General features: G+C 65.6%; 15 protein-coding genes and 1 other RNA gene. 15 read left to right on the top strand and 1 reads right to left on the bottom strand.

What is annotated here, in order from left to right; genetic code table 11:
* Positions 1–201: 201 nt before the first annotated feature.
* The 15 genes from GGQ64_RS02650 to murB all read left to right on the top strand — a co-directional run bounded on the left by GGQ64_RS02650 (position 202) and on the right by murB (position 17,050).
* Positions 202–723 (top strand): lytic transglycosylase domain-containing protein, encoded by a 522-nt coding sequence (locus tag GGQ64_RS02650; protein WP_183798634.1) that lies wholly within the window; start codon positions 202–204, stop codon positions 721–723.
* 213 nt (positions 724–936) lie between these two features.
* The gene (locus GGQ64_RS02645) at positions 937–2,127 is read left to right on the top strand and encodes an NAD(P)/FAD-dependent oxidoreductase (RefSeq protein ID WP_183798630.1); all 1,191 of its coding nucleotides are present in this window, start codon (positions 937–939) and stop codon (positions 2,125–2,127) included.
* A gap of 86 nt (positions 2,128–2,213) precedes the next feature.
* An RNA gene (gene rnpB, locus GGQ64_RS02640) (RNase P RNA component class A) lies at positions 2,214–2,611 on the top strand.
* A 496-nt stretch (positions 2,612–3,107) separates the two neighbouring features.
* Positions 3,108–3,548 carry a division/cell wall cluster transcriptional repressor MraZ gene (gene mraZ, locus GGQ64_RS02635; RefSeq protein ID WP_183798606.1) on the top strand — a complete coding sequence of 147 codons (441 nt, stop codon included), beginning with the start codon at positions 3,108–3,110 and terminating at the stop codon, positions 3,546–3,548.
* Positions 3,549–3,562: 14 nt separating this feature from the next.
* On the top strand, positions 3,563–4,588 hold the full coding sequence (gene rsmH / locus GGQ64_RS02630) for a 16S rRNA (cytosine(1402)-N(4))-methyltransferase RsmH (protein WP_183798603.1): 1,026 nt from the start codon (positions 3,563–3,565) through the stop codon (positions 4,586–4,588).
* A gap of 3 nt (positions 4,589–4,591) precedes the next feature.
* Positions 4,592–4,987 carry a cell division protein FtsL gene (gene ftsL, locus GGQ64_RS02625; protein WP_183798600.1) on the top strand — a complete coding sequence of 132 codons (396 nt, stop codon included), beginning with the start codon at positions 4,592–4,594 and terminating at the stop codon, positions 4,985–4,987.
* On the top strand, positions 4,987–6,738 hold the full coding sequence (locus GGQ64_RS02620) for a peptidoglycan D,D-transpeptidase FtsI family protein (protein ID WP_183798597.1): 1,752 nt from the start codon (positions 4,987–4,989) through the stop codon (positions 6,736–6,738). Before ftsL ends, GGQ64_RS02620 begins: the two co-directional genes overlap by 1 nt.
* Before the next feature lie 70 nt (positions 6,739–6,808).
* Positions 6,809–8,263: a UDP-N-acetylmuramoyl-L-alanyl-D-glutamate--2,6-diaminopimelate ligase gene (locus GGQ64_RS02615; RefSeq protein ID WP_183798594.1), complete on the top strand. Its 1,455-nt coding sequence runs from the start codon at positions 6,809–6,811 to the stop codon at positions 8,261–8,263.
* On the top strand, positions 8,260–9,693 hold the full coding sequence (locus tag GGQ64_RS02610) for a UDP-N-acetylmuramoylalanyl-D-glutamyl-2,6-diaminopimelate--D-alanyl-D-alanine ligase (RefSeq protein ID WP_183798591.1): 1,434 nt from the start codon (positions 8,260–8,262) through the stop codon (positions 9,691–9,693). The genes GGQ64_RS02615 and GGQ64_RS02610 overlap by 4 nt, the downstream gene beginning before the upstream one ends.
* A gap of 170 nt (positions 9,694–9,863) precedes the next feature.
* Positions 9,864–10,964 carry a phospho-N-acetylmuramoyl-pentapeptide-transferase gene (gene mraY / locus GGQ64_RS02605; protein ID WP_183798587.1) on the top strand — a complete coding sequence of 367 codons (1,101 nt, stop codon included), beginning with the start codon at positions 9,864–9,866 and terminating at the stop codon, positions 10,962–10,964.
* A 4-nt stretch (positions 10,965–10,968) separates the two neighbouring features.
* Positions 10,969–12,372 carry a UDP-N-acetylmuramoyl-L-alanine--D-glutamate ligase gene (gene murD, locus GGQ64_RS02600; protein ID WP_183798584.1) on the top strand — a complete coding sequence of 468 codons (1,404 nt, stop codon included), beginning with the start codon at positions 10,969–10,971 and terminating at the stop codon, positions 12,370–12,372.
* An 11-nt stretch (positions 12,373–12,383) separates the two neighbouring features.
* Positions 12,384–13,538, top strand: coding sequence for a putative lipid II flippase FtsW (gene ftsW / locus GGQ64_RS02595; protein ID WP_183798581.1), 1,155 nt, complete (start codon positions 12,384–12,386; stop codon positions 13,536–13,538).
* A gap of 4 nt (positions 13,539–13,542) precedes the next feature.
* Positions 13,543–14,667 (top strand): undecaprenyldiphospho-muramoylpentapeptide beta-N-acetylglucosaminyltransferase, encoded by a 1,125-nt coding sequence (gene murG, locus GGQ64_RS02590; protein ID WP_183798577.1) that lies wholly within the window; start codon positions 13,543–13,545, stop codon positions 14,665–14,667.
* Complete coding sequence (murC, locus tag GGQ64_RS02585) at positions 14,664–16,079, top strand: UDP-N-acetylmuramate--L-alanine ligase (RefSeq protein ID WP_183798574.1); 1,416 nt, start codon at positions 14,664–14,666, stop codon at positions 16,077–16,079. Before murG ends, murC begins: the two co-directional genes overlap by 4 nt.
* The gene (murB, locus tag GGQ64_RS02580; protein ID WP_183798571.1) at positions 16,076–17,050 is read left to right on the top strand and encodes a UDP-N-acetylmuramate dehydrogenase; all 975 of its coding nucleotides are present in this window, start codon (positions 16,076–16,078) and stop codon (positions 17,048–17,050) included. The genes murC and murB overlap by 4 nt, the downstream gene beginning before the upstream one ends.
* Positions 17,051–17,378: 328 nt before the next feature.
* On the opposite strand, the gene GGQ64_RS02575 is transcribed toward murB, so the two are convergent.
* Complete coding sequence (locus GGQ64_RS02575) at positions 17,379–18,683, bottom strand: MFS transporter (protein WP_183798568.1); 1,305 nt, start codon at positions 18,681–18,683, stop codon at positions 17,379–17,381.
* Positions 18,684–18,822: the final 139 nt, after the last annotated feature.

Below are 18,822 nucleotides of genomic sequence, written 5' to 3'. Positions count from 1 at the left end.
TCCCAATGGCCGTGCCACAACGACGGATCGAGGCGCCGGGCATTCGGCGGCGGGAGGTAGGGCCTCTTCCGCGACTGTCTGGGTCCGTGCCGGACCGGCATGGGCCGTTTCATGAAGTTTGATCATTGCGCTGGGTTGCGGTCGATGGGCCGGTTCCCATGGCCTCGCCGTGCGCCCATACGACTGGAGACTTGAATACACATGAGGAATTCGATCGTGGCCGCAGGGGCGGCCTGCCTTCTCGCCGTTCTGGCACAGACCCTTCCGGCCACTGCGGCCTCCCGTGACGCTGCCGAAAGCCGCCCCCTGAAAACCGCCACCCGGGATTCCGCCTATCCGAGGATGGGTGCGCCGGCCGGATATTCGACGCTGATCAAGACCTATGCCCGGCAGTACGGCGTCCCGGTCGATCTCGCCCACGCGGTCATCCGCGTCGAGAGCAATTTCAATTCCAAGGCGCGCGGCAGCGCCGGCGAAATCGGGCTGATGCAGATCAAGCCGGCGACGGCCCGCATGCTGGGCTACCGCGGCGGAGCCAAGGGCCTCTACAATCCCGAGACGAACATCAAGTGGGGCATGAAGTACCTCGCCATGGCGCACGAGCTCGGCGGCGGCACCACCTGCGGAACGATCCTGAAGTACAATGCCGGCCACGCCGCCAAGCGGATGAACCCGGTCTCCAAGCGTTACTGCGGCAAGATCCAGACCCTGCTCGACCTCTGATGCGATGACGCAGCGTGCCTGCGGTCTGTTTCGCAGGCAGCCGTTGCGCGTCACCAAATGCCCCCGGACCGTTTACGGCGGGGGCTTCCTGCTTTTCGGGCCGGCGGTCCGTCGTCTTCCGGCGGCCGACTCTCGACAACGTGCCGCGGCGCCGCTGCTTCCCGTTTGCGTGGTCATGCGCTAAGCCGGATCGTCTTGCAGGCGAGGGCAATCATGACGCGTCGGTTCGAATTCATCGTGGTCGGGAAGGGGATGATGGGGGCCGCGGCCGCCAGGCATCTGGCATCGGAGGGCGCGAGCGTCGCGCTGATCGGGCCGGACGAGCCGGCCGACAGGATGCGGCACGACGGCGTCTTTGCCAGCCACTACGACGAGGGCCGGATCACCCGGACGATCGATCCCGACGCCGACTGGGCGCTGCTCGCCCGTCGCTCGATCGCCCGCTACCGCGCCATCGAGGTGGAGAGCGGCATTCCGTTCTACACCGAGGCCGGCTGCCTCATCAGCGGGCCGACGCCCCGCGGCGAGGGCGGCTATCTCGACGGGGTCGTCGCCGCGCGCGACCGGCTGCAGGTCGATGCGCCGCTCCTCGACCGCGCCGAAATCGCGGCACGGTTTCCGTGGTTCGCTGTCCCGGCAACCTCCGCCGGCGTGTTCGAGGCCAGTGGCGCCGGCTACGTCAATCCCCGCGCCCTCGTCGCGGCCGAGACGGCATGCACCGAGAAGGCAGGTGGCACGGTGATCCGCAGTGAAGTCGTCTCCGTCCGAACGACCGACATTGGTGCTGTGGTGACGCTGCGCACTGGGGAGACGATTTCCGCCGGACGCGTGCTCGTGGCGGCGGGCGGGTTTTCGATCGGCGAGGGGTTTCTGCCGCGGGCGGTCGACCTGACGGTCAAGGCGCGCACGGTGGTGTTTGCCGAGATCGCCGAGCCCGATCTCGCGGCGTTCGCGGACATGCCGAGCTGGATCGACGAGAGCTGGCTTGCGCACGAGCATTTCTACCTGCTGCCGCCGATCCGCTACCCGGACGGCAAGTGCTACATCAAGATCGGCGGCGATCCGACCGATATCGTCCTTCCCGACGCCGCGGCCGTTCGCGCCTGGTTCCGGACCGACGGAAGCGCCGACGCCGTCGTCCACCTGCGGCGCGTGCTGGCTCGTGCCATGCCGGATCTCGCGGCCGTCTCCTTTTCCAGCGCCCCTTGCGTGACGACGTTCACGGCCCACGGCTATCCCTATGCCGGCTTCGTCGAGGGCGAGCGGATCGCCGTCCTTGCCGGCGGCTGCGGGGCTGCGGCGAAGAGCTGCGACGAGATCGGGCGCATCGGTGCGGATCTTCTCGTTCGCGGGCATGTGGACGAGCCGGACTACGCAACCGATTTTTCCGTCCGCTTTCGCTAGGTCTTAACCTGGGCGGGCTTCCCAACCCTTGAAAATCCTGTCGAAATCTCTGGCCATGGCTTTCCGCTTTCGCTAAGGAACGCGGGCCAGTTGGCTGGGCAGCCGCGCTCCGCAAGTGTCGAAAGGCCGCGGGGGGAGGAAAGTCCGGGCTCCACGGAAACACGGTGCCGGATAACGTCCGGCGGGGGCGACCCCAGGGAAAGTGCCACAGAGAGCAGACCGCCTTCGTTCTCGAAGGTAAGGGTGAAAGGGTGGGGTAAGAGCCCACCGCGGACATGGCGACATGGACGGCACGGCAAACCCCACCGGGAGCAAGACCGAATAGGGATGACGCGAACGGCGCAAGCCGTTCAGCCCGTTTCCGGGCCGGTCATCCGGGTGGGTTGCACGAGGCCGGGCGCAAGTCCGGTCCCAGATGAATGGCTGCCACGTTCCGACGTCAGTCGGAGCCATACAGAACCCGGCTTACAGGCCAACTGGCGTTTTTCCCCTTTCCGGCAACGGTGATTCGCATCCGTCGCAAAGGGCTGCTGCATGGGGCAGCCCCACCGCCTCCGGAGGCCAAAAGACCCGAAAACCAGCGCAGCCGTCGGACCTGGGCAGCGCCTTCAGGCCGCCGTCGCACGTGCCGGCGAGGGCGCCAGGCGCCGATTTCCTTGAGCAGATTTGCGATTGAATCCAGCTACTTGGATGCGCGGTCGTAACCCTTTGTTAAACTTAACGCCTTATAAACGTTTGATGGCTTTGCTTCAGGGAACCGGCCAATTCCCATTGACGCCCATATGGTCCCATGGTATCCCATAAACATGCCGCACGAGGGCGAATGATCGCCCGTTCATCGCAAGCTTCAAAAGGGTCCCGATCCGGGGCGGCACGGCGTGTTGGCGTCGTGTCCGGGTCGGTCTGTGTGCGTGTGTTCAGTGGGGATTTTCCGGCACTCAGTGTGTTCTCGCCGGTCAGGGAAGCGGCTGTAGCGCGTCATGAACCGGTTCCTGTCGAATGCGACAAACAGGATCGATGCGAAGGGCAGGGTCTCCGTGCCCTCGACCTTCCGCGCCGTTCTTGCGCAACGCGACATCCGGGAGCTCTATTGCTTCCAGGACTTCGTGTTCCCGGCGATCAGCATCGGCGGGCCGGATCTGCTCGACCGTTTCGAGCGGCAGATCGCCAGCGAGGATCCGTTCTCGCCGGCAGCGAATCAGATGTCGCTCCTCATTCACGGGGGCGGCGTCTTCATGAAGCTCGATTCCGAGGGGAGGCTGATGGTCACGGATTTCATCCGCGACTTCACCGGAATCTCGGCGGAGGTCACCTTCGTCGGTCGAGCGGATCATTTTCAGCTTTGGGCGCCGCAGACGTTCGAGGCAGTGCAGGCGGCGGCCAGGACAGAGCGCAGATTGCGAGGTCTGGGCTCGGAATAGAGTGGAGAAACGGGATGGCGGCGGATGCAGGCGGAGGACATTCTGAAGCCGATGGCGGACCGGTCCGCCACATCCCGGTTCTTCTTGCCGAGGTTCTGGAAGCGCTGAAGCCGGCCCCCGGCCAGGTCGTTCTCGATGGCACCTTCGGCGCCGGCGGCTATACGTCCGCCATTCTCGAAAAAGGTGCTTCGGTGGTCGCGCTGGACCGCGATCCCAATGCGATCGCCGCCGGCCAGGCGCTGGTTGCGGCATCCGGCGGGCGCCTTTCGCTCATCCATTCGCAGTTTTCCGAGCTGGCGCGGCATGCGCCGGAAGGCGGGCTCGACGGCGTCGTGCTCGACATCGGCGTGTCCTCAATGCAGCTCGACGAGGCCGAGCGCGGCTTTTCCTTCCAGAAGACCGGCCCGCTCGACATGCGCATGTCGAGCGCCGGCGTTTCCGCCGCCGACGTCGTCAATCGCGCCAAGGTTTCCGACCTCATCCGCATCTTCGGTTTTCTCGGCGAGGAGAAGCAGGCGGGCCGCATCGCCCGCGCGATCGAGAAACGCCGCGCTGATACGCCGTTCGAGACGACGCGAGACCTCGCCGGGATGATCGAGATCGTCACCCCCAGGAAGGCGAAGGACAAGATCCATCCGGCGACCCGCGTCTTCCAGGCGCTGCGCATCTTCGTCAACGACGAACTCGGCGAACTGGCCCGCGCGCTCTTCGCCGCCGAGCGGGTGATCAAGCCCGGCGGACGGCTCGTCGTGGTCAGCTTCCATTCGCTGGAGGACCGGATCGTCAAGAAATTCTTCCTTGACCGCTCGGGAAAATCCGCGGGTTCGCGTCATCTGCCTGAGCTAATTAAGCGCGACGTAATCTTCGCACCAGTCGGGAAGTCCATGATCGTGGCGAGTGAGGAGGAAAGTGCCGTCAATCCCCGCGCGCGTTCGGCCAAGTTGCGGGCCGGCGAGCGGACCGCGGCCCCTTCCGGGACGGATGACCTGTCGATTTTCGAACTGCCCGACCTGGCAAGCCTTGAGAAGATTGGAGGCTGATGGATGTTTCGCACCTTTGACGCCATTCTCGTCGTCGTCATGACCGCTGCTGCGACCGTGACCTACACGATAAAGCACAAGGCCGAGAACAAGCTCGACGAAGTTCGCAAGCTGGATGCGGAGATCCTGCTCGAGGAACACACGATCGACCTCCTGCGTGCCGATTGGGCGCTGCTGACGCAGCCGACCCGGCTCAACAGGCTGGTGAAGGCCTACGAGGGCGACCTCCAGCTTGTGCCGACGCAATCCACACAGCTCGTCCAGCCGATGGAACTGCCGATGCCGACTGCCGAGCTGCCGGCGCTCGAGGAGGACGGAAAGGACGCCGACAAGGTCGCCAAGGCCAAGGGCGGCGCGGGCAATACGGACAAGATCGCAACAGGCTCGGTGGCACGCTGATGTCGTTTCTCTCCCGCATCATGGACGTCAAGAGCAAGGCCCACTTCTCGCATGGCGGCAACGGCCGGCCGGCGGGCGCAATGGGATCCACGGCTTTCCAGGGGCATCGCAAGCGCAGCGCCTCGCAGGCGAAAAGCCGCGTCGCTGTCATGATGGCCTGCTTCGGGCTCGCCTACTGCATCGTCGGCGGACGGCTGGTGCAATACGGCATGACGCAGCCGGAATCCGTTTCCAGCATCGGCCCGGCCGACCGCCTGCTCGCATCGCGACCCGACATCGTCGATCGCAACGGGGAGATCCTGGCGACCGACATCCGCACCGTTTCGCTCTATGCCGAGCCGCACAAGATCGTCGATCCCGACGAGGCGCTGGAACTGCTGCAGACCGTGCTGCCGGAGCTCGATCCGAAGGGGACCTACAAGAAGCTGACATCCGATTCGCGCTTCCAGTGGCTGCAGCGCCAGCTGACGCCGAAGCAGCAGAGCCGCATCCTCGCGCTCGGCATCCCGGGTGTCGGCTTTCGGCCGGAGAAGCGCCGCTTCTATCCGAGCGGCTCCACCTCGGCCCATATCGTCGGCTATGTGAACATCGACAACCGCGGCATCGCCGGCATGGAGCGCTACATCGACAACCAGGGGCTGGCCGACCTTGCCGCGATCGGCATGACCAGCGACGCCAAGATGGAGCCGGTGCGGTTGTCTATCGACGTGCGCGTCCAGGCGATGGTGCACGACGTGCTGGTGACGTCGATGGAGAAGTACAAGGCCGAGGCCGCCGGCGCGGTCGTCCTTGATGTGCACACCGGCGAGGTGCTCGCCATGGCCTCGGTGCCGGACTACGATCCGAACAACCCGGCCGAGAGCGCCAAGGACGGCTGGCTGAACCGCATGTCGGACGGCACCTTCGAGATGGGATCGACCTTCAAGACGTTTACCACCGCGATGGCGCTTGATTCCGGCAAGGTGAAGCTGACCGACAGTTTCGACGCCCGCTATCCGATCCGCATCGGCGGCTTCACCATCAAGGACTTCCACGGCAAGCACCGCGTGCTGACCGTGCCGGAGATCTTCCAGTACTCCTCCAACATCGGCACGGCCAAGATGGCCGACATCGTCGGCATTCCCGGCCACAAGGAATTCCTGACACGGATCGGCCTGCTCACGAAGATGCAGACGGAGCTGCCGGAGGTGAAAACGCCCTCGCAGCCGCGCGAGTGGAAGAAGATCAACTCCGTCACCATCTCCTTCGGCCACGGCGTCTCGACGACGCCCTTGCAGACGGCGGTCGCAGGCGCGGCGCTGCTGAACGGCGGCAAGTACCTTCCGCCGACCTTCCTGCCGCGCAGCCGCGAAGAGGCCGACGCCATGGCGCAGGCGGTTGTGAAACCGAGCACCGGCGAGGACATGCGCTTCCTGCTGCGCTGGAACGCGATGAACGGCTCGGGCAAACGTGCGCTGGTGCCCGGCTTCAACGTCGGCGGCAAGACGGGCACGGCCGACAAGGTGGTCAACGGCCGCTATGCAAAGAACGGCCTCAATTTCAATGCCTTCCTCTCCGCCTTCCCGATCGACGACCCGCAATACATGGTGCTGACCTTCATCGACGCGCCGAAGACTGGCGAGGGCGGGGGGCGGACGGCGGGCCTGAATGCGGCCCCCATGGTCGGCGAGATCATCCGCCGCAGCGCCCCACTTCTCGGTGTAAAGCCGAAATTCGGGGAGGACGGGTCTGCCTTGCTCGTGTCTTATTGAGCGCAGAATGAACGGGGCAAGCGCCGATTCGTAGATGAAACGGCCGCCTTCAAGAAGAACAGAGCTGCATATGAAGATCTCAGACCTTGCCGGAGCCGAAATTGCTGAGCTGGACGCCGCCGTGGCGGCAATCGAGATTGGCGGCATTTCGGCGGACAGCCGCAAGGTCTCTCCCGGCGATCTGTTCGTCGCCCTTTCCGGGACGAAGGCGGACGGAACGGCCTATGCGGCCGACGCCGTCTCGCGGGGCGCCGCCGCCATCGTGACGGGGCGGGGGGCAAGGGTCGAGGCATCCGTTCCCGTCCTTGCCGTGGACGACCCGCGCCGGTTCCTGGCGCTTGCGGCTGCCCGCTACTTCGGCCGCCAGCCGGAGACGATGGTCGCCGTCACGGGTACTGCCGGCAAGACCTCGGTCGCCTCGTTTACCCGGCAGATCTGGGCGCATGCGGGCCATGCGGCGGCGATGATCGGCACGACGGGCGTGACCGCGCCCGGCCGCGAGGACTACGGCTCGCTGACGACGCCCGATCCCGTCTCCCTGCACAGGCTTCTCGCCGAACTCGCCGATGCCGGCGTCACCCATGCGGCGATGGAAGCCTCCAGCCACGGTCTCGACCAGGCGCGCCTCGACGGCGTGCGGCTTTCCGCCGGCGCCTTCACCAATCTCGGCCGCGACCACATGGACTACCACCCGACGGTGGAGCACTACATGGCCGCCAAGATGCGGCTGTTCGACACCCTCTTGCCCAAGGGTGCGCCGGCGGTGATCTTTTCCGACGACGAATGGTCGAAAGCGGCGATCGAGGCTGCGACGGAAGCCGGCCTCGACGTGCGCACGGTCGGCCGCAAGGGCGCCTATATCTGCCTGAAGCGCGTGGAGCACTTCCGCCACAAGCAGATGGCGGAGGTCCATGTCGGCGACGACATCTACGAGATCCATATCCCGCTCGCTGGCGACTTCCAGGTCGCCAACGCGCTGGTCGCAGCCGGCCTTGCCATGTCGACCGGCGTTGCGGCAAGGGACGCCATGGCGGCCCTCGGCCACCTGGTCGGCGCCTCGGGGCGGCTTGAACTGGTCGGGCATACGAAGACCGGCGCGCTCGCCTATGTCGACTACGCCCACAAGCCGGATGCACTGGAAAACGTGCTATCCTCGGTGCGGCCGTTCACGTCGGGCCGGATCATCGTCGTCTTCGGTTGCGGGGGCGACCGGGACAAGGGCAAGCGGCCGATCATGGGCGAGATCGCCACGAGGCTTGCCGACGTCGTGATCGTCACCGACGACAATCCGCGATCGGAAGTGCCGGAGGTGATCCGCTCGGAGATCATGGCGGCGGCAAATGGGGCAACGGAAATCGGCGACCGGGCGGAGGCGATCGGTGCCGCCGTCGCCATGCTTTCGGCAGGCGATACGCTGATCGTCGCCGGCAAGGGGCACGAAGAGGGGCAAACGATCGGTAGCGTCACGCTGCCGTTCTCCGACCACGCGGAACTGCGCAAAGCCCTGGAGGAGCTCGACCGTTGACCCTGCTCTGGACAATCCCCGACCTGATCGCGGCCACCCATGGCCGCCCGGTCGGACACATGCCGGCCGGCATTGCCGGCATCTCCATCGACAGCCGCTCGATCGGCCCCGGCGAAGCCTTCTTCGCCATCAAGGGCGACCGGGTGGACGGACATGATTTCGCAAGCCTCGCCCATGCCAACGGTGCAGTCCTCCTCGTCGTATCAGAGGGAAAGCTGCCGGCGCTCGGCCGCCTGACGGCGCCGATGCTGGTGGTCGACGACGTGCTGCAGGCGTTGACCGACCTCGGCTGCGCGGCGCGCGACCGCAGTGCCGCCAAGGTGATCGCCGTGACCGGCTCGGTCGGCAAGACCACGACCAAGGAGATGCTGCGCCATTCGCTTTCGGCCTGCGGTCCCGTGCATGCCTCCGTCGCCTCGTTCAACAACCACTGGGGCGTGCCGCTGACGCTGGCGCGCATGCCGGAGAACACGGCCTACGGCGTGTTCGAGATCGGCATGAACCATGCCGACGAGATCCGGCCGCTGGCGAAGATGGTGCGCCCGCACGTGGCGATCGTGACGACGATCGCGGCTGCCCATCTCGGCAATTTTGCAAGCCTCGAGGAGATCGCGACCGCCAAGGCGGAGATCTTCGAGGGACTGGTGCCGGGCGGCCATGCGCTGCTCAATCGCGACAACGCGCAGTTTCCGGTGCTCGAGCAGGCGGCGAAGGCGGCAGGCGTAGAGCACGTCCACACCTTTGGCGCCGACCCATCAGCAGAGTTCAAGCTGATCGAATACGTGGCCGGCGCGCAGGGCAGCGTGCTGTGGGCCGCAATCGGCGGGCAGACCCTGGAGATCCCGATGGGCGCGCCGGGCCGTCATATCGCGGAAAATGCGGTCGCCGTCCTCGGCGCGGCTCATCTCGCCGGCGCCGACATCGAAAACGTCATGCATGCGCTTTCGACCATGCAGCCGGAAAAGGGGCGGGGACGGCGCTATCGGCTTGCGATCGACGGCGGCTTCCTCACACTGATCGATGACAGTTACAACGCGAACCCCGCCTCGATGCGGGCGGCGATCGCGCTTCTGCGCGACACGGTTCCCGGCCCCGGCGGCCGGAAGATCGCCGTCCTCGGCGACATGCTGGAAATGGGCGCGTTCTCCGAGCAGGTGCACGCCGAACTGGCCGCCCCGCTTGCGGAAGCCGGGATCGAGGACGTCTGGATCGGCGGTCCGGAGATGGTGGCGCTGCGCGATGCGATCGGCGAGACGGCGCGGGTGGAATACCGCGACGACGCCGAGGGAATGCGGAAATTCGTGCTGGAAGCGGTGCGACCGGGGGACGTGCTTGTGGTCAAGTCGTCGAAATCGGCCGAATTCAGCCGTGTCGTGTCGGCTTTGCTTGACAAGTTCGAGGCATTCTCCGACACGGAGCGCGCCGAATGATGCGCCGCGGCCCCTCGGGGTTCGCGGCGTTTCGACGATTGGCATAGAGGGGAATGCGGGGCGATCCGGCCCTTGCGGTCTCCGGTTCTGAATTTATCGCGGTCCCGCGCCGGGACGATCTTTAACCGTCCGGCCGCCACGCCCGCAAAACCTTTGGGGAAAGGTCACGAATGCTGCTTTGGCTTGTCGAACTGGCGGACGAACTTCAGGTCTTCAACCTGTTCCGCTACATCACGTTCCGCACCGGCGCAGCGTTGTTCACCTCGGCCACTATCGTCTTCCTGTTCGGGCCGGCGATCATCGCCTCGCTCAGGGTGCGCCAGGGCAAGGGCCAGCCGATCCGTGCCGACGGACCGCAAACCCATTTCAAGAAGGCCGGCACGCCGACGATGGGCGGGATCATGATCCTCGCCGGCATCGTCGGAAGCTCGCTCCTGTGGGCGGACCTGTCGAACATCTACGTGGTGGCGACGCTGCTCGTCACCCTCGGCTTCGGCGCGATCGGCTTCTATGACGACTACCTGAAGGTGACCAAGCAGACCGACAAGGGCTTTTCCGGCAAGGCGCGGCTCGGGCTCGAGTTCGTCATCGCCGGCATTGCCACCTATTTCATGATGCGCGCGGCGGTTTCCTCCGGAGTGGCGGGATCGGAGCTCGGCACCTCGATCGCCTTTCCCTTCGTCAAGGGCTTCGTGCTCGACCTGGGCATCTTCTTCGTGCTCTTCGGTGGCTTCGTCATCGTCGGCGCCGGCAACGCGGTGAACCTCACCGACGGGCTGGACGGGCTTGCGACCGTGCCGGTGATGATCTCGGCCGCCTCCTTTGGCATCATCGCCTATCTCGCCGGCAACGCGGTGTTCGCCAACTACCTGCAGATCCATTTCGTGCCCGGCACCGGCGAACTCGCCGTCATCCTCGGCGCCGTGATCGGTGCGGGCCTCGGCTTCCTCTGGTTCAACGCGCCGCCGGCTGCGATCTTCATGGGCGACACCGGTTCGCTGGCGCTCGGCGGCCTGATCGGCACGGTCGCGGTCGCCACCAAGCATGAGGTCGTCATGGCGATCATCGGCGGCCTGTTCGTCATCGAGACGCTGTCGGTCATCATCCAGGTCGGCTCCTTCAAGCTCACCGGCAAGCGCGTCTTCCTGATGGCGCCGATCCACCATCACTTCGAGAAGAAGGGCTGGACTGAGAGCCAGGTGGTGATCCGCTTCTGGATCATCGCCGTGATCCTCGCTCTCGTCGGTCTTTCGACGCTGAAGCTGCGGTAAGGCCATGATCCCCGTCACCACGCTCAGGAACAGGAACGTCGCGCTCTTCGGCCTCGGTGGCTCGGGGCTTGCTACCGCCCAGGCGCTGGTCGAGGGCGGCGCCAATGTTACGGCCTGGGACGACAATCCGGACAGTGTCGCAAAGGCTGCGGCCGCCGGAATTCCGACCGCCGACCTGCACCAGATCGACTGGAGCGGGATTTCGTCCTTCGTGCTGTCGCCGGGCGTGCCGCTGACCCATCCGAAGCCGCACTGGAGCGTGGACCTGGCACGGGCCGCCGGCGTCGAGATCGTCGGCGACGTCGAACTGTTCGTGCGCGAGCGGCGGGCGCATGCGCCCGACAGCCCGTTCATCGCGATCACCGGCACCAACGGCAAGTCGACCACGACGGCGTTGATCGCCCATGTCCTGAAGGCGAGCGGCCGCGACACGCAACTGGGCGGCAATATCGGCACGGCGGTGCTGACGCTCGATCCGCCGAAGGCCGGCCGCTTCTATGTCGTCGAGTGCTCGTCCTACCAGATCGACCTCTCCCCCACCATCGATCCGACGGCCGGCATCCTTCTCAACCTGACGCCGGACCATCTCGATCGGCATGGGACGATGCAGCACTATGCCGACATCAAGGAACGCCTCGTCGCCGGCAGCGACACGGCGATCGTCGCCGTCGACGACAGCTTCACGGCGCTGATCGCCGACCGGATCGAGCGCTCTGGCACGAAGGTGGTGCGCGTCTCGCGCCGCCAGCCGCTGGCCGACGGTCTGTACGCCGAGGGTGGACACATCCTGCTCGCCCATGGCGGCACGTCGCGCCCGATCGCCGACCTTTCCGACATCCAGACGCTGCGGGGCGGCCACAATGCCCAGAACGCGGCAGCGGCGATCGCCGCCTGCCTTGCGGTAGGGCTCAGCGAGGACGAGATCCGCAGAGGGCTCGCCTCCTTCCCGGGGCTGAAGCACCGCATGCAGCCGGTGGGGCGCAAGGGCCATGTCGTCTTCGTCAACGACAGCAAGGCGACCAATGCGGATGCGGCGGCACCCGCGCTGTCCAGCTACGACCGTATTTACTGGATCGCCGGCGGGTTGCCGAAGGAGGGGGGCATCACCAGCCTCTCAGGTTTCTTCCCGAAGATTGCCAAGGCCTATTTGATCGGCGAGGCGGCCGCCGCCTTTGCCGCGACGCTGGGCGAGCAGGTGCCCTACGAGATTTCCAGCACGCTGGAGCGCGCGGTGGCGCATGCGGCGACGGATGCGGCAGGCGATGCAAGAGGACCGGTGGCGGTGCTGCTGTCTCCGGCTTGCGCAAGCTTCGACCAGTACAAGAACTTCGAGATCAGGGGCGACGCCTTCGTCGGCCATGTCGCGGCCGTTGCGGGCGTAGAAATGCTGATCGAGACCAACGGTTAGGGGGATATGCCATGGTTAGTCGTGCCGAGCGTGGTCCGGTTGCCGATTGGTTCTGGACGATAGACAGGTTCTTTCTCGCCGCCTTCATCCTTCTGATGGGGATCGGCTTCATGCTGTCCTTCGCCGCAAGCCCGGCGGTGGCCGAGCGGCTCAATCTCGACAGCTTCCATTTCGTCAAGCGTCATGCGTTCTTCCTGTTGCCGGCCATCGCAACAATGGTGGCGATCTCGTTCCTCACGCCCCGGCAGGTGCGGCGGGCGGCGGCGATCCTGCTGGTCGTGTCGCTGGCAGCCATGGTGCTGGCGCTGTTCTTCGGGGTGGAAGTGAAGGGGGCGCGGCGGTGGCTGTCGATCGGCAGCCTGTCGATCCAGCCCTCCGAGTTCATGAAGCCTGCCTTCGTCGTCATCTGCGCGTGGCTGTTTTCCGAGCACGCCCGCCAGCCGGAAATTCCCGGGAACCTCTTCTCCATCCTCTTGTTCGGCATCGTCGCGGCCCTGCTGGTGGCGCAGCCGGACCTCGGCCAGACCATCCTGGTCACAGCGGTCTGGGGCGGCATGTTCTTCATGGCCGGCATGCCGTGGATCTGGATCATTCTGCTCGGCGGTGTCGCGCTGGGCGGCTTCGTCTCGGCCTACTACCTGTTCGACCACGTGGCCGGCCGTATCGACCGGTTCCTCACCGGCGAGGGCGACACGTTCCAGGTCGACACCGCCCGCGAGGCGATCATCCGCGGCGACTGGTTCGGCAAGGGGCCGGGCGAGGGCGTGGTCAAGCGGATCATCCCCGACAGCCATACCGACTTCATCTTCTCGGTGGCGGCCGAGGAGTTCGGCATCATCTTCTGCATGGTCATCGTCGCCGTCTTCGCCTTCGTCGTGCTGCGCGGCCTGAACCATGCCTTCAAGGAGCGCAACGACTTCGCCCGGTTCGCCGTGGCGGGGCTGGTGCTGCTGATCGGCACCCAGTCGATGATCAATGTCGGCGTGAACCTCGAATTGCTGCCGGCCAAGGGCATGACCCTGCCGCTGATCTCCTATGGCGGATCGTCGATGACGGCGATCTGCGTGACCGCCGGCTTCATCCTGGCGCTGACGCGCCACCGTCCGGAGAAGCGCGCCACCGAGCGGAGCCTGTTCCGCTCCGGCATGATGGCGCCGGCGGAGTGAGCGCATGACGAAGGGTATCATCCTGCTGGCCGCAGGCGGGACCGGCGGCCATCTCTTTCCTGCCGAGGCGCTGGCGCACGAACTGAAGGCCGGCGGCTGGTCGGTGCATCTCGTCACCGACAGCCGGGCCGAGCGCTTCGCCGGAAAGTTTCCGGCCGACGAGATCCATGTGGTGCCGTCCGCGACGATCGGCTCGAAGAACCCGGTGAAGGTGGTGTCCTCGCTCTGGACCCTGTGGAAGGGCCTGCGCGCGGCGCGGCGGCTGATGGCGCGGCTGCGGCCCGCCGCCGTCGTCGGCTTCGGCGGCTACCCGACGCTGCCGCCGCTGCTGGCTGCGACCGGCATGGGCATTCCCTCGATGATCCACGAGCAGAACGCGGTGATGGGGCGCGCAAACAAGGCGCTGGCCGCTCGCGTCAAGGCGATCGCCGGCGGCTTCCTGCCGGATAGCGAAGGGCCCTATGCATCCAAGACGGTGACGACCGGAAACCCGGTGCGGCCGGCAGTTCTGGCCGCGTCGGACGTTCCCTACCATCCGTCCGTGGCCGACGACGCGTTCCGCCTCGTCGTGTTCGGCGGCAGCCAGGGCGCGCAGTTCTTCTCCAAGGCTGTGCCGCAGGCGATCTGCCGGCTCGGCGAGCACAAGCGGGCACGGCTGCACATCACCCAGCAGGCCCGGCCGGAAGACCGCGAGGGCGTGGAGGCGATCTACGCAAAGCTTGCCGTGCCGGCGGAGGTCTCACCGTTCTTCGGCGACATGGCCGAACGGCTCGCAGGTGCGCATCTGGTGATCTGCCGCTCCGGCGCCTCGACCGTCTCCGAGCTTTCGGTGATCGGCCGGCCGGCGGTGCTCGTGCCCTATCCCTACGCGCTGGACCATGACCAGGCAGCCAATGCGGCGGCCCTTGCAGCCCAGGGCGGGGCAAAGGTGATCGCCCAGTCCGAACTTTCGCCGGAAAAGCTGTCGATGATCATCGGCGAGGCGATGAAGCAGCCCGAGCGCATGGCGGAGATGGCTGCGAACGCCCGAAAGACCGGAAAGCCGGCTGCCGCGCGCTTGCTCGCCGACATGGTAGAGGCTATTGCGGGCGGCAGGACGATCGCAGAATTCAAGGGAGAACGGCCATGAAGATGCCGAAGAGCATAGGGCTCGTTCATTTCATCGGGATCGGCGGGATCGGCATGAGCGGCATCGCCGAAGTGCTGCACAATCTCGGCCACCGCGTGCAGGGTTCCGACCAGTCCGACAGCGCCAACGTGCAGCGGCTGCGCGACAAGGGCATCAGCGTGTTCGTCGGCCACAAGGCGGATAACATCGGCGACGCCGAAGTGGTGGTGGTGTCGACCGCCATCAAGAAGGACAATCCCGAACTGATCGCCGCGCGCGAGAAACTGCTGCCGGTGGTGCGGCGGGCCGAGATGCTGGCCGAGCTGATGCGGTTCCGCAACGCGATCGCGATCGGCGGCACGCACGGCAAGACCACCACGACGTCGATGGTCGCGGCCCTTTTGGAAGCCGGCGGGCTTGATCCGACCGTCATCAACGGCGGCATCATCAACGCCTACGGCACCAATGCGCGGATGGGCGAGGGCGAGTGGATGGTGGTCGAGGCGGACGAGTCCGACGGCACCTTCCTGAAGCTGCCCGCCGACGTCGCGGTCGTGACCAATATCGACCCCGAGCATCTCGACCACTACGGCAATTTCGATGCGGTGCGCGCCGCCTTCCGCCAGTTCGTCGAGAACGTGCCATTCTACGGCTTCGGGGTGATGTGCCTCGATCATCCGGAAGTGCAGTCCATGGTCAGCCGTATCGAGGACCGCAAGGTCATCACCTACGGCGAGAACCCGCAGGCCGACGTGCGCTTCGGCAATATCCGCATGGACGGAGCGACCTCGGTCTTCGACGTCGAGATCCGCCGGCGTCGCACCGGCCAGGTGATCGAACTGAAGGACCTTCGCCTGCCGATGCCCGGCCGCCACAACGTTTCCAACGCGACCGCGGCGATCGCCGTCGCCCAGCGACTCGGCATCAAGCCCGAGGACATCGCCCGCGGCATCGCGTCCTTCAGCGGCGTCAAGCGGCGCTTCACGCTGACCGGCACCTGGAACGACGTATCGGTCTATGACGACTACGCCCACCACCCCGTCGAGATCAAGGCGGTGCTGCGCGCGGCGCGCGAGGCCTGCCAGGGGCGCATCGTCGCTATCCACCAGCCACACCGCTATTCGCGCGTGCACAGCCTGTTCGAGGAGTTCGCCGGCTGCTTCAACGATGCCGACACGGTCATGATCGCGCCGATCTATGCGGCAGGCGAGGAGCCGATCGAGGGCGTGAGCGCCGAGACGCTGGTCTCGCGGATCAAGTCCGGCGGACATCGCGACGCACGCTACCTCGAAGGGCCGGACGAACTGGCCTCCACCATTGGCGCCATTGCCAGGCCCGGCGACTTTGTGGTTCTCTTGGGTGCAGGTAGCATAACCTATTGGGCGGCGGCGCTGCCGAAGGAACTGGCAGGCATTTCGGGAATAACGGCATGAAGCAGGTGGATGGCGAGAAACTGCTGGCGTCGCTGGGCGACGGCCTGAAGGACGTGCGGGGACGGCTGACGCCTGACGCGCCGATGGATCGCGTCACCTGGTTCCGGGCCGGCGGGCTGGCGGAAGTGATGTTCCAGCCGCACGACACCGATGACCTGGTCACCTTCCTCAAGCTTTTGCCCGAGGAAGTGCCGCTGATGGTGGTCGGCGTCGGCTCGAACCTTCTGGTGCGCGACGGCGGCATCCCCGGCGTCGTCATCCGCCTTTCGGCCAAGGGGTTCGGCGACCTGGAGCTTGAAGGCGACAACAGGATCAAGGCGGGCGCCATCTGCCCGGACAAGAACATCGCCGCCATGGCGCTCGACAACGGCATCGCCGGCTTCGAGTTCCTCTACGGCATCCCGGGTTCGGTCGGCGGCGCGCTCAGGATGAACGCCGGCGCCAATGGCGGCGAGACGAAGGACCTCGTCGTCGAGGTGAATGCGGTCGACCGCAAGGGCAAGACCTATGTCCTGTCCAACGCCGACATGGGCTACAGCTATCGCCATTCCAAGGCGCCCGAGGGCCTCATCTTCACCCACGCCGTCTTCCAGGGGCAGACGGGCGACAGGACCGAGATCCGCACGAAAATGGACGCGGTGCGCCAGCACCGCGAGACGGTGCAGCCGATCCGTGAAAAGACCGGCGGCTCGACCTTCAAGAACCCGGAAGGCCATTCGGCCTGGAAGCTGATCGACGAGGCCGGCTGCCGCGGGCTGATGATCGGCGGGGCGCAGATGTCCCCCATGCACTGCAATTTCATGATCAATACCGGCCAGGCGACCGGCTACGAGCTGGAATACCTGGGCGAGACCGTGCGCTCGCGCGTCCTGGAGCATTCCGGCGTGATGCTGCAGTGGGAAATCAAGCGGGTCGGCAAGTTCATGCCCGGCTACGAGGTGCGGGAGTTCTTGGGCCGGGCGACGGCCTGAACGCGGAAGCGGTTCATTGGTAGAGAACGCCGTGGACATTTCCGCTACGGCTGACCGCTGACAAGATGCCTTATTCCGGGTCGTTATTTCTTCGAACGGGTCACCAAATGGAACCGTCATGCCGGCCTCCGAGCCGGCATCCAGCGCGCGCAAGTCCTTGCGCGCAATAGATTCTTTCGCACCGCAGACGCGGTGCCGCTGGACCCCGGATCAGGTCCGGGGAGACGCGGATAGGGAGCGCCCGACAAGAACGCGTTCACCGGCAAACAAAGACGCCGCGGTGGTTGCCGCGGCGTTTGTCGTTTTCGGGTGTCGAATCAGCCGAAGCTCAGACCTCTTCCTTGCCCGAGAGCAGGATGCAGGCGAGGGTGATCACCGCGGAGATGCCGAGGTAATAGCCGACATAGGTCATGCCGTAGTTGGCCTGCAGATAGGTCGCAATGTAGGGCGCGAGCGATGCGCCGAAGATGCCTGCGAAGTTGAAGGTGATCGACGAGCCCGTATAGCGGACCTTGGTCGGGAAGGGGGCGGCCAGCGCCGTGCCAATCAGGCCATAGGTCATGCCCATCAGCGCCATGGCGATGATCACAAAGATGAAGATGCCCTGCTCGCCACTCGTCATCAGACCGGGCAGGAAGAAGGAGAAGACGCCGATCAGGACCGTGGTGGCGATCAGGATTTCGCGACGGCCGAACTTCTCCGCCAGTTTGCCGGCGACCGGAATGGTCAGGCCGAACAGCACCGAGCCCAGAAGCTGCACTTCGAGCGCCTCGACGAAGGGGATGTTCAGGACCTTGACGTTGTAGGAGAGAAGGTAGGCCGAGCCGATATAGAACAGCACGAAGGTGGCGAGCGCCACGAAGGTGCCGAGCACCAGGCTTCGCTTGTGGTTGCGGAACAGCTCCACGACCGGCACTTCCACCCGCTCGTGCTTCTCGATCGCCTTCTGGAAGGCGGGGGTCTCCGTGATCGACAGCCGGACCCACAGGCCGACGGCGATGAGCACGATCGAGGCCACGAACGGAATGCGCCAGCCCCAGGCGAGCAGCGCTTCCTGCGACATGAAATGCAGCAGGAGCCAGAAGACGCCCGAAGACAGGAACAGGCCCACGGGCGCGCCGAGTTGGGGGAACATGCCATACCAGCTGCGCTTGCCCGGCGGGGCGTTTTCGGTCGCGAGCAGCACTGCGCCGCCCCATTCGCCGCCGAGGCCGAAGCCCTGGCCGAACCGGCACAGCGCCAGAAGCAGCGGTGCGAAAACGCCGATGCTCTCATAGGACGGCAGCAGGCCAATGATCACGGTGGAAACGCCCATCGTCAGAAGGGCGGCCACGAGCGTCGTCTTTCTTCCGATCCGGTCGCCATAGTGGCCGAACACGACGGCGCCGAGCGGGCGCGCGAAGAATGCGATCGAAAAGGTGGCGAAGGAGGCGAGCAGCGCCGTGGTCGGATCGCTGTTGGGGAAGAACAGCGCGGGGAACACGAGCACCGCCGCTGTTGCGTAGACGTAGAAATCGAAAAACTCGATGGTCGTACCGACCAGGCTTGCAAAAAGGACACGCGCCGGGGAATTCACGGCGGAGGTAGTCGAATGCGTCGCGGTCGGTGACACCGTTATGGGCGTGTCACTCATTGATCTTCTCTCAGCTGTTTCTTGAATGTCAGGTGCCGTCTTGGGAGGCAGCGCGCCCCTCATAAGGCACGCTCGGCAATTGTGAAACAACAAATATGCCGCAGCGCGGACGTCCTGATAACTTTCATGCCGTTCATGC

This window comes from Mycoplana azooxidifex (assembly GCF_014196765.1).
GTDB lineage: Bacteria > Pseudomonadota > Alphaproteobacteria > Rhizobiales > Rhizobiaceae > Mycoplana > Mycoplana azooxidifex.
This window is presented reverse-complemented; position numbering and strand designations above follow the sequence as displayed.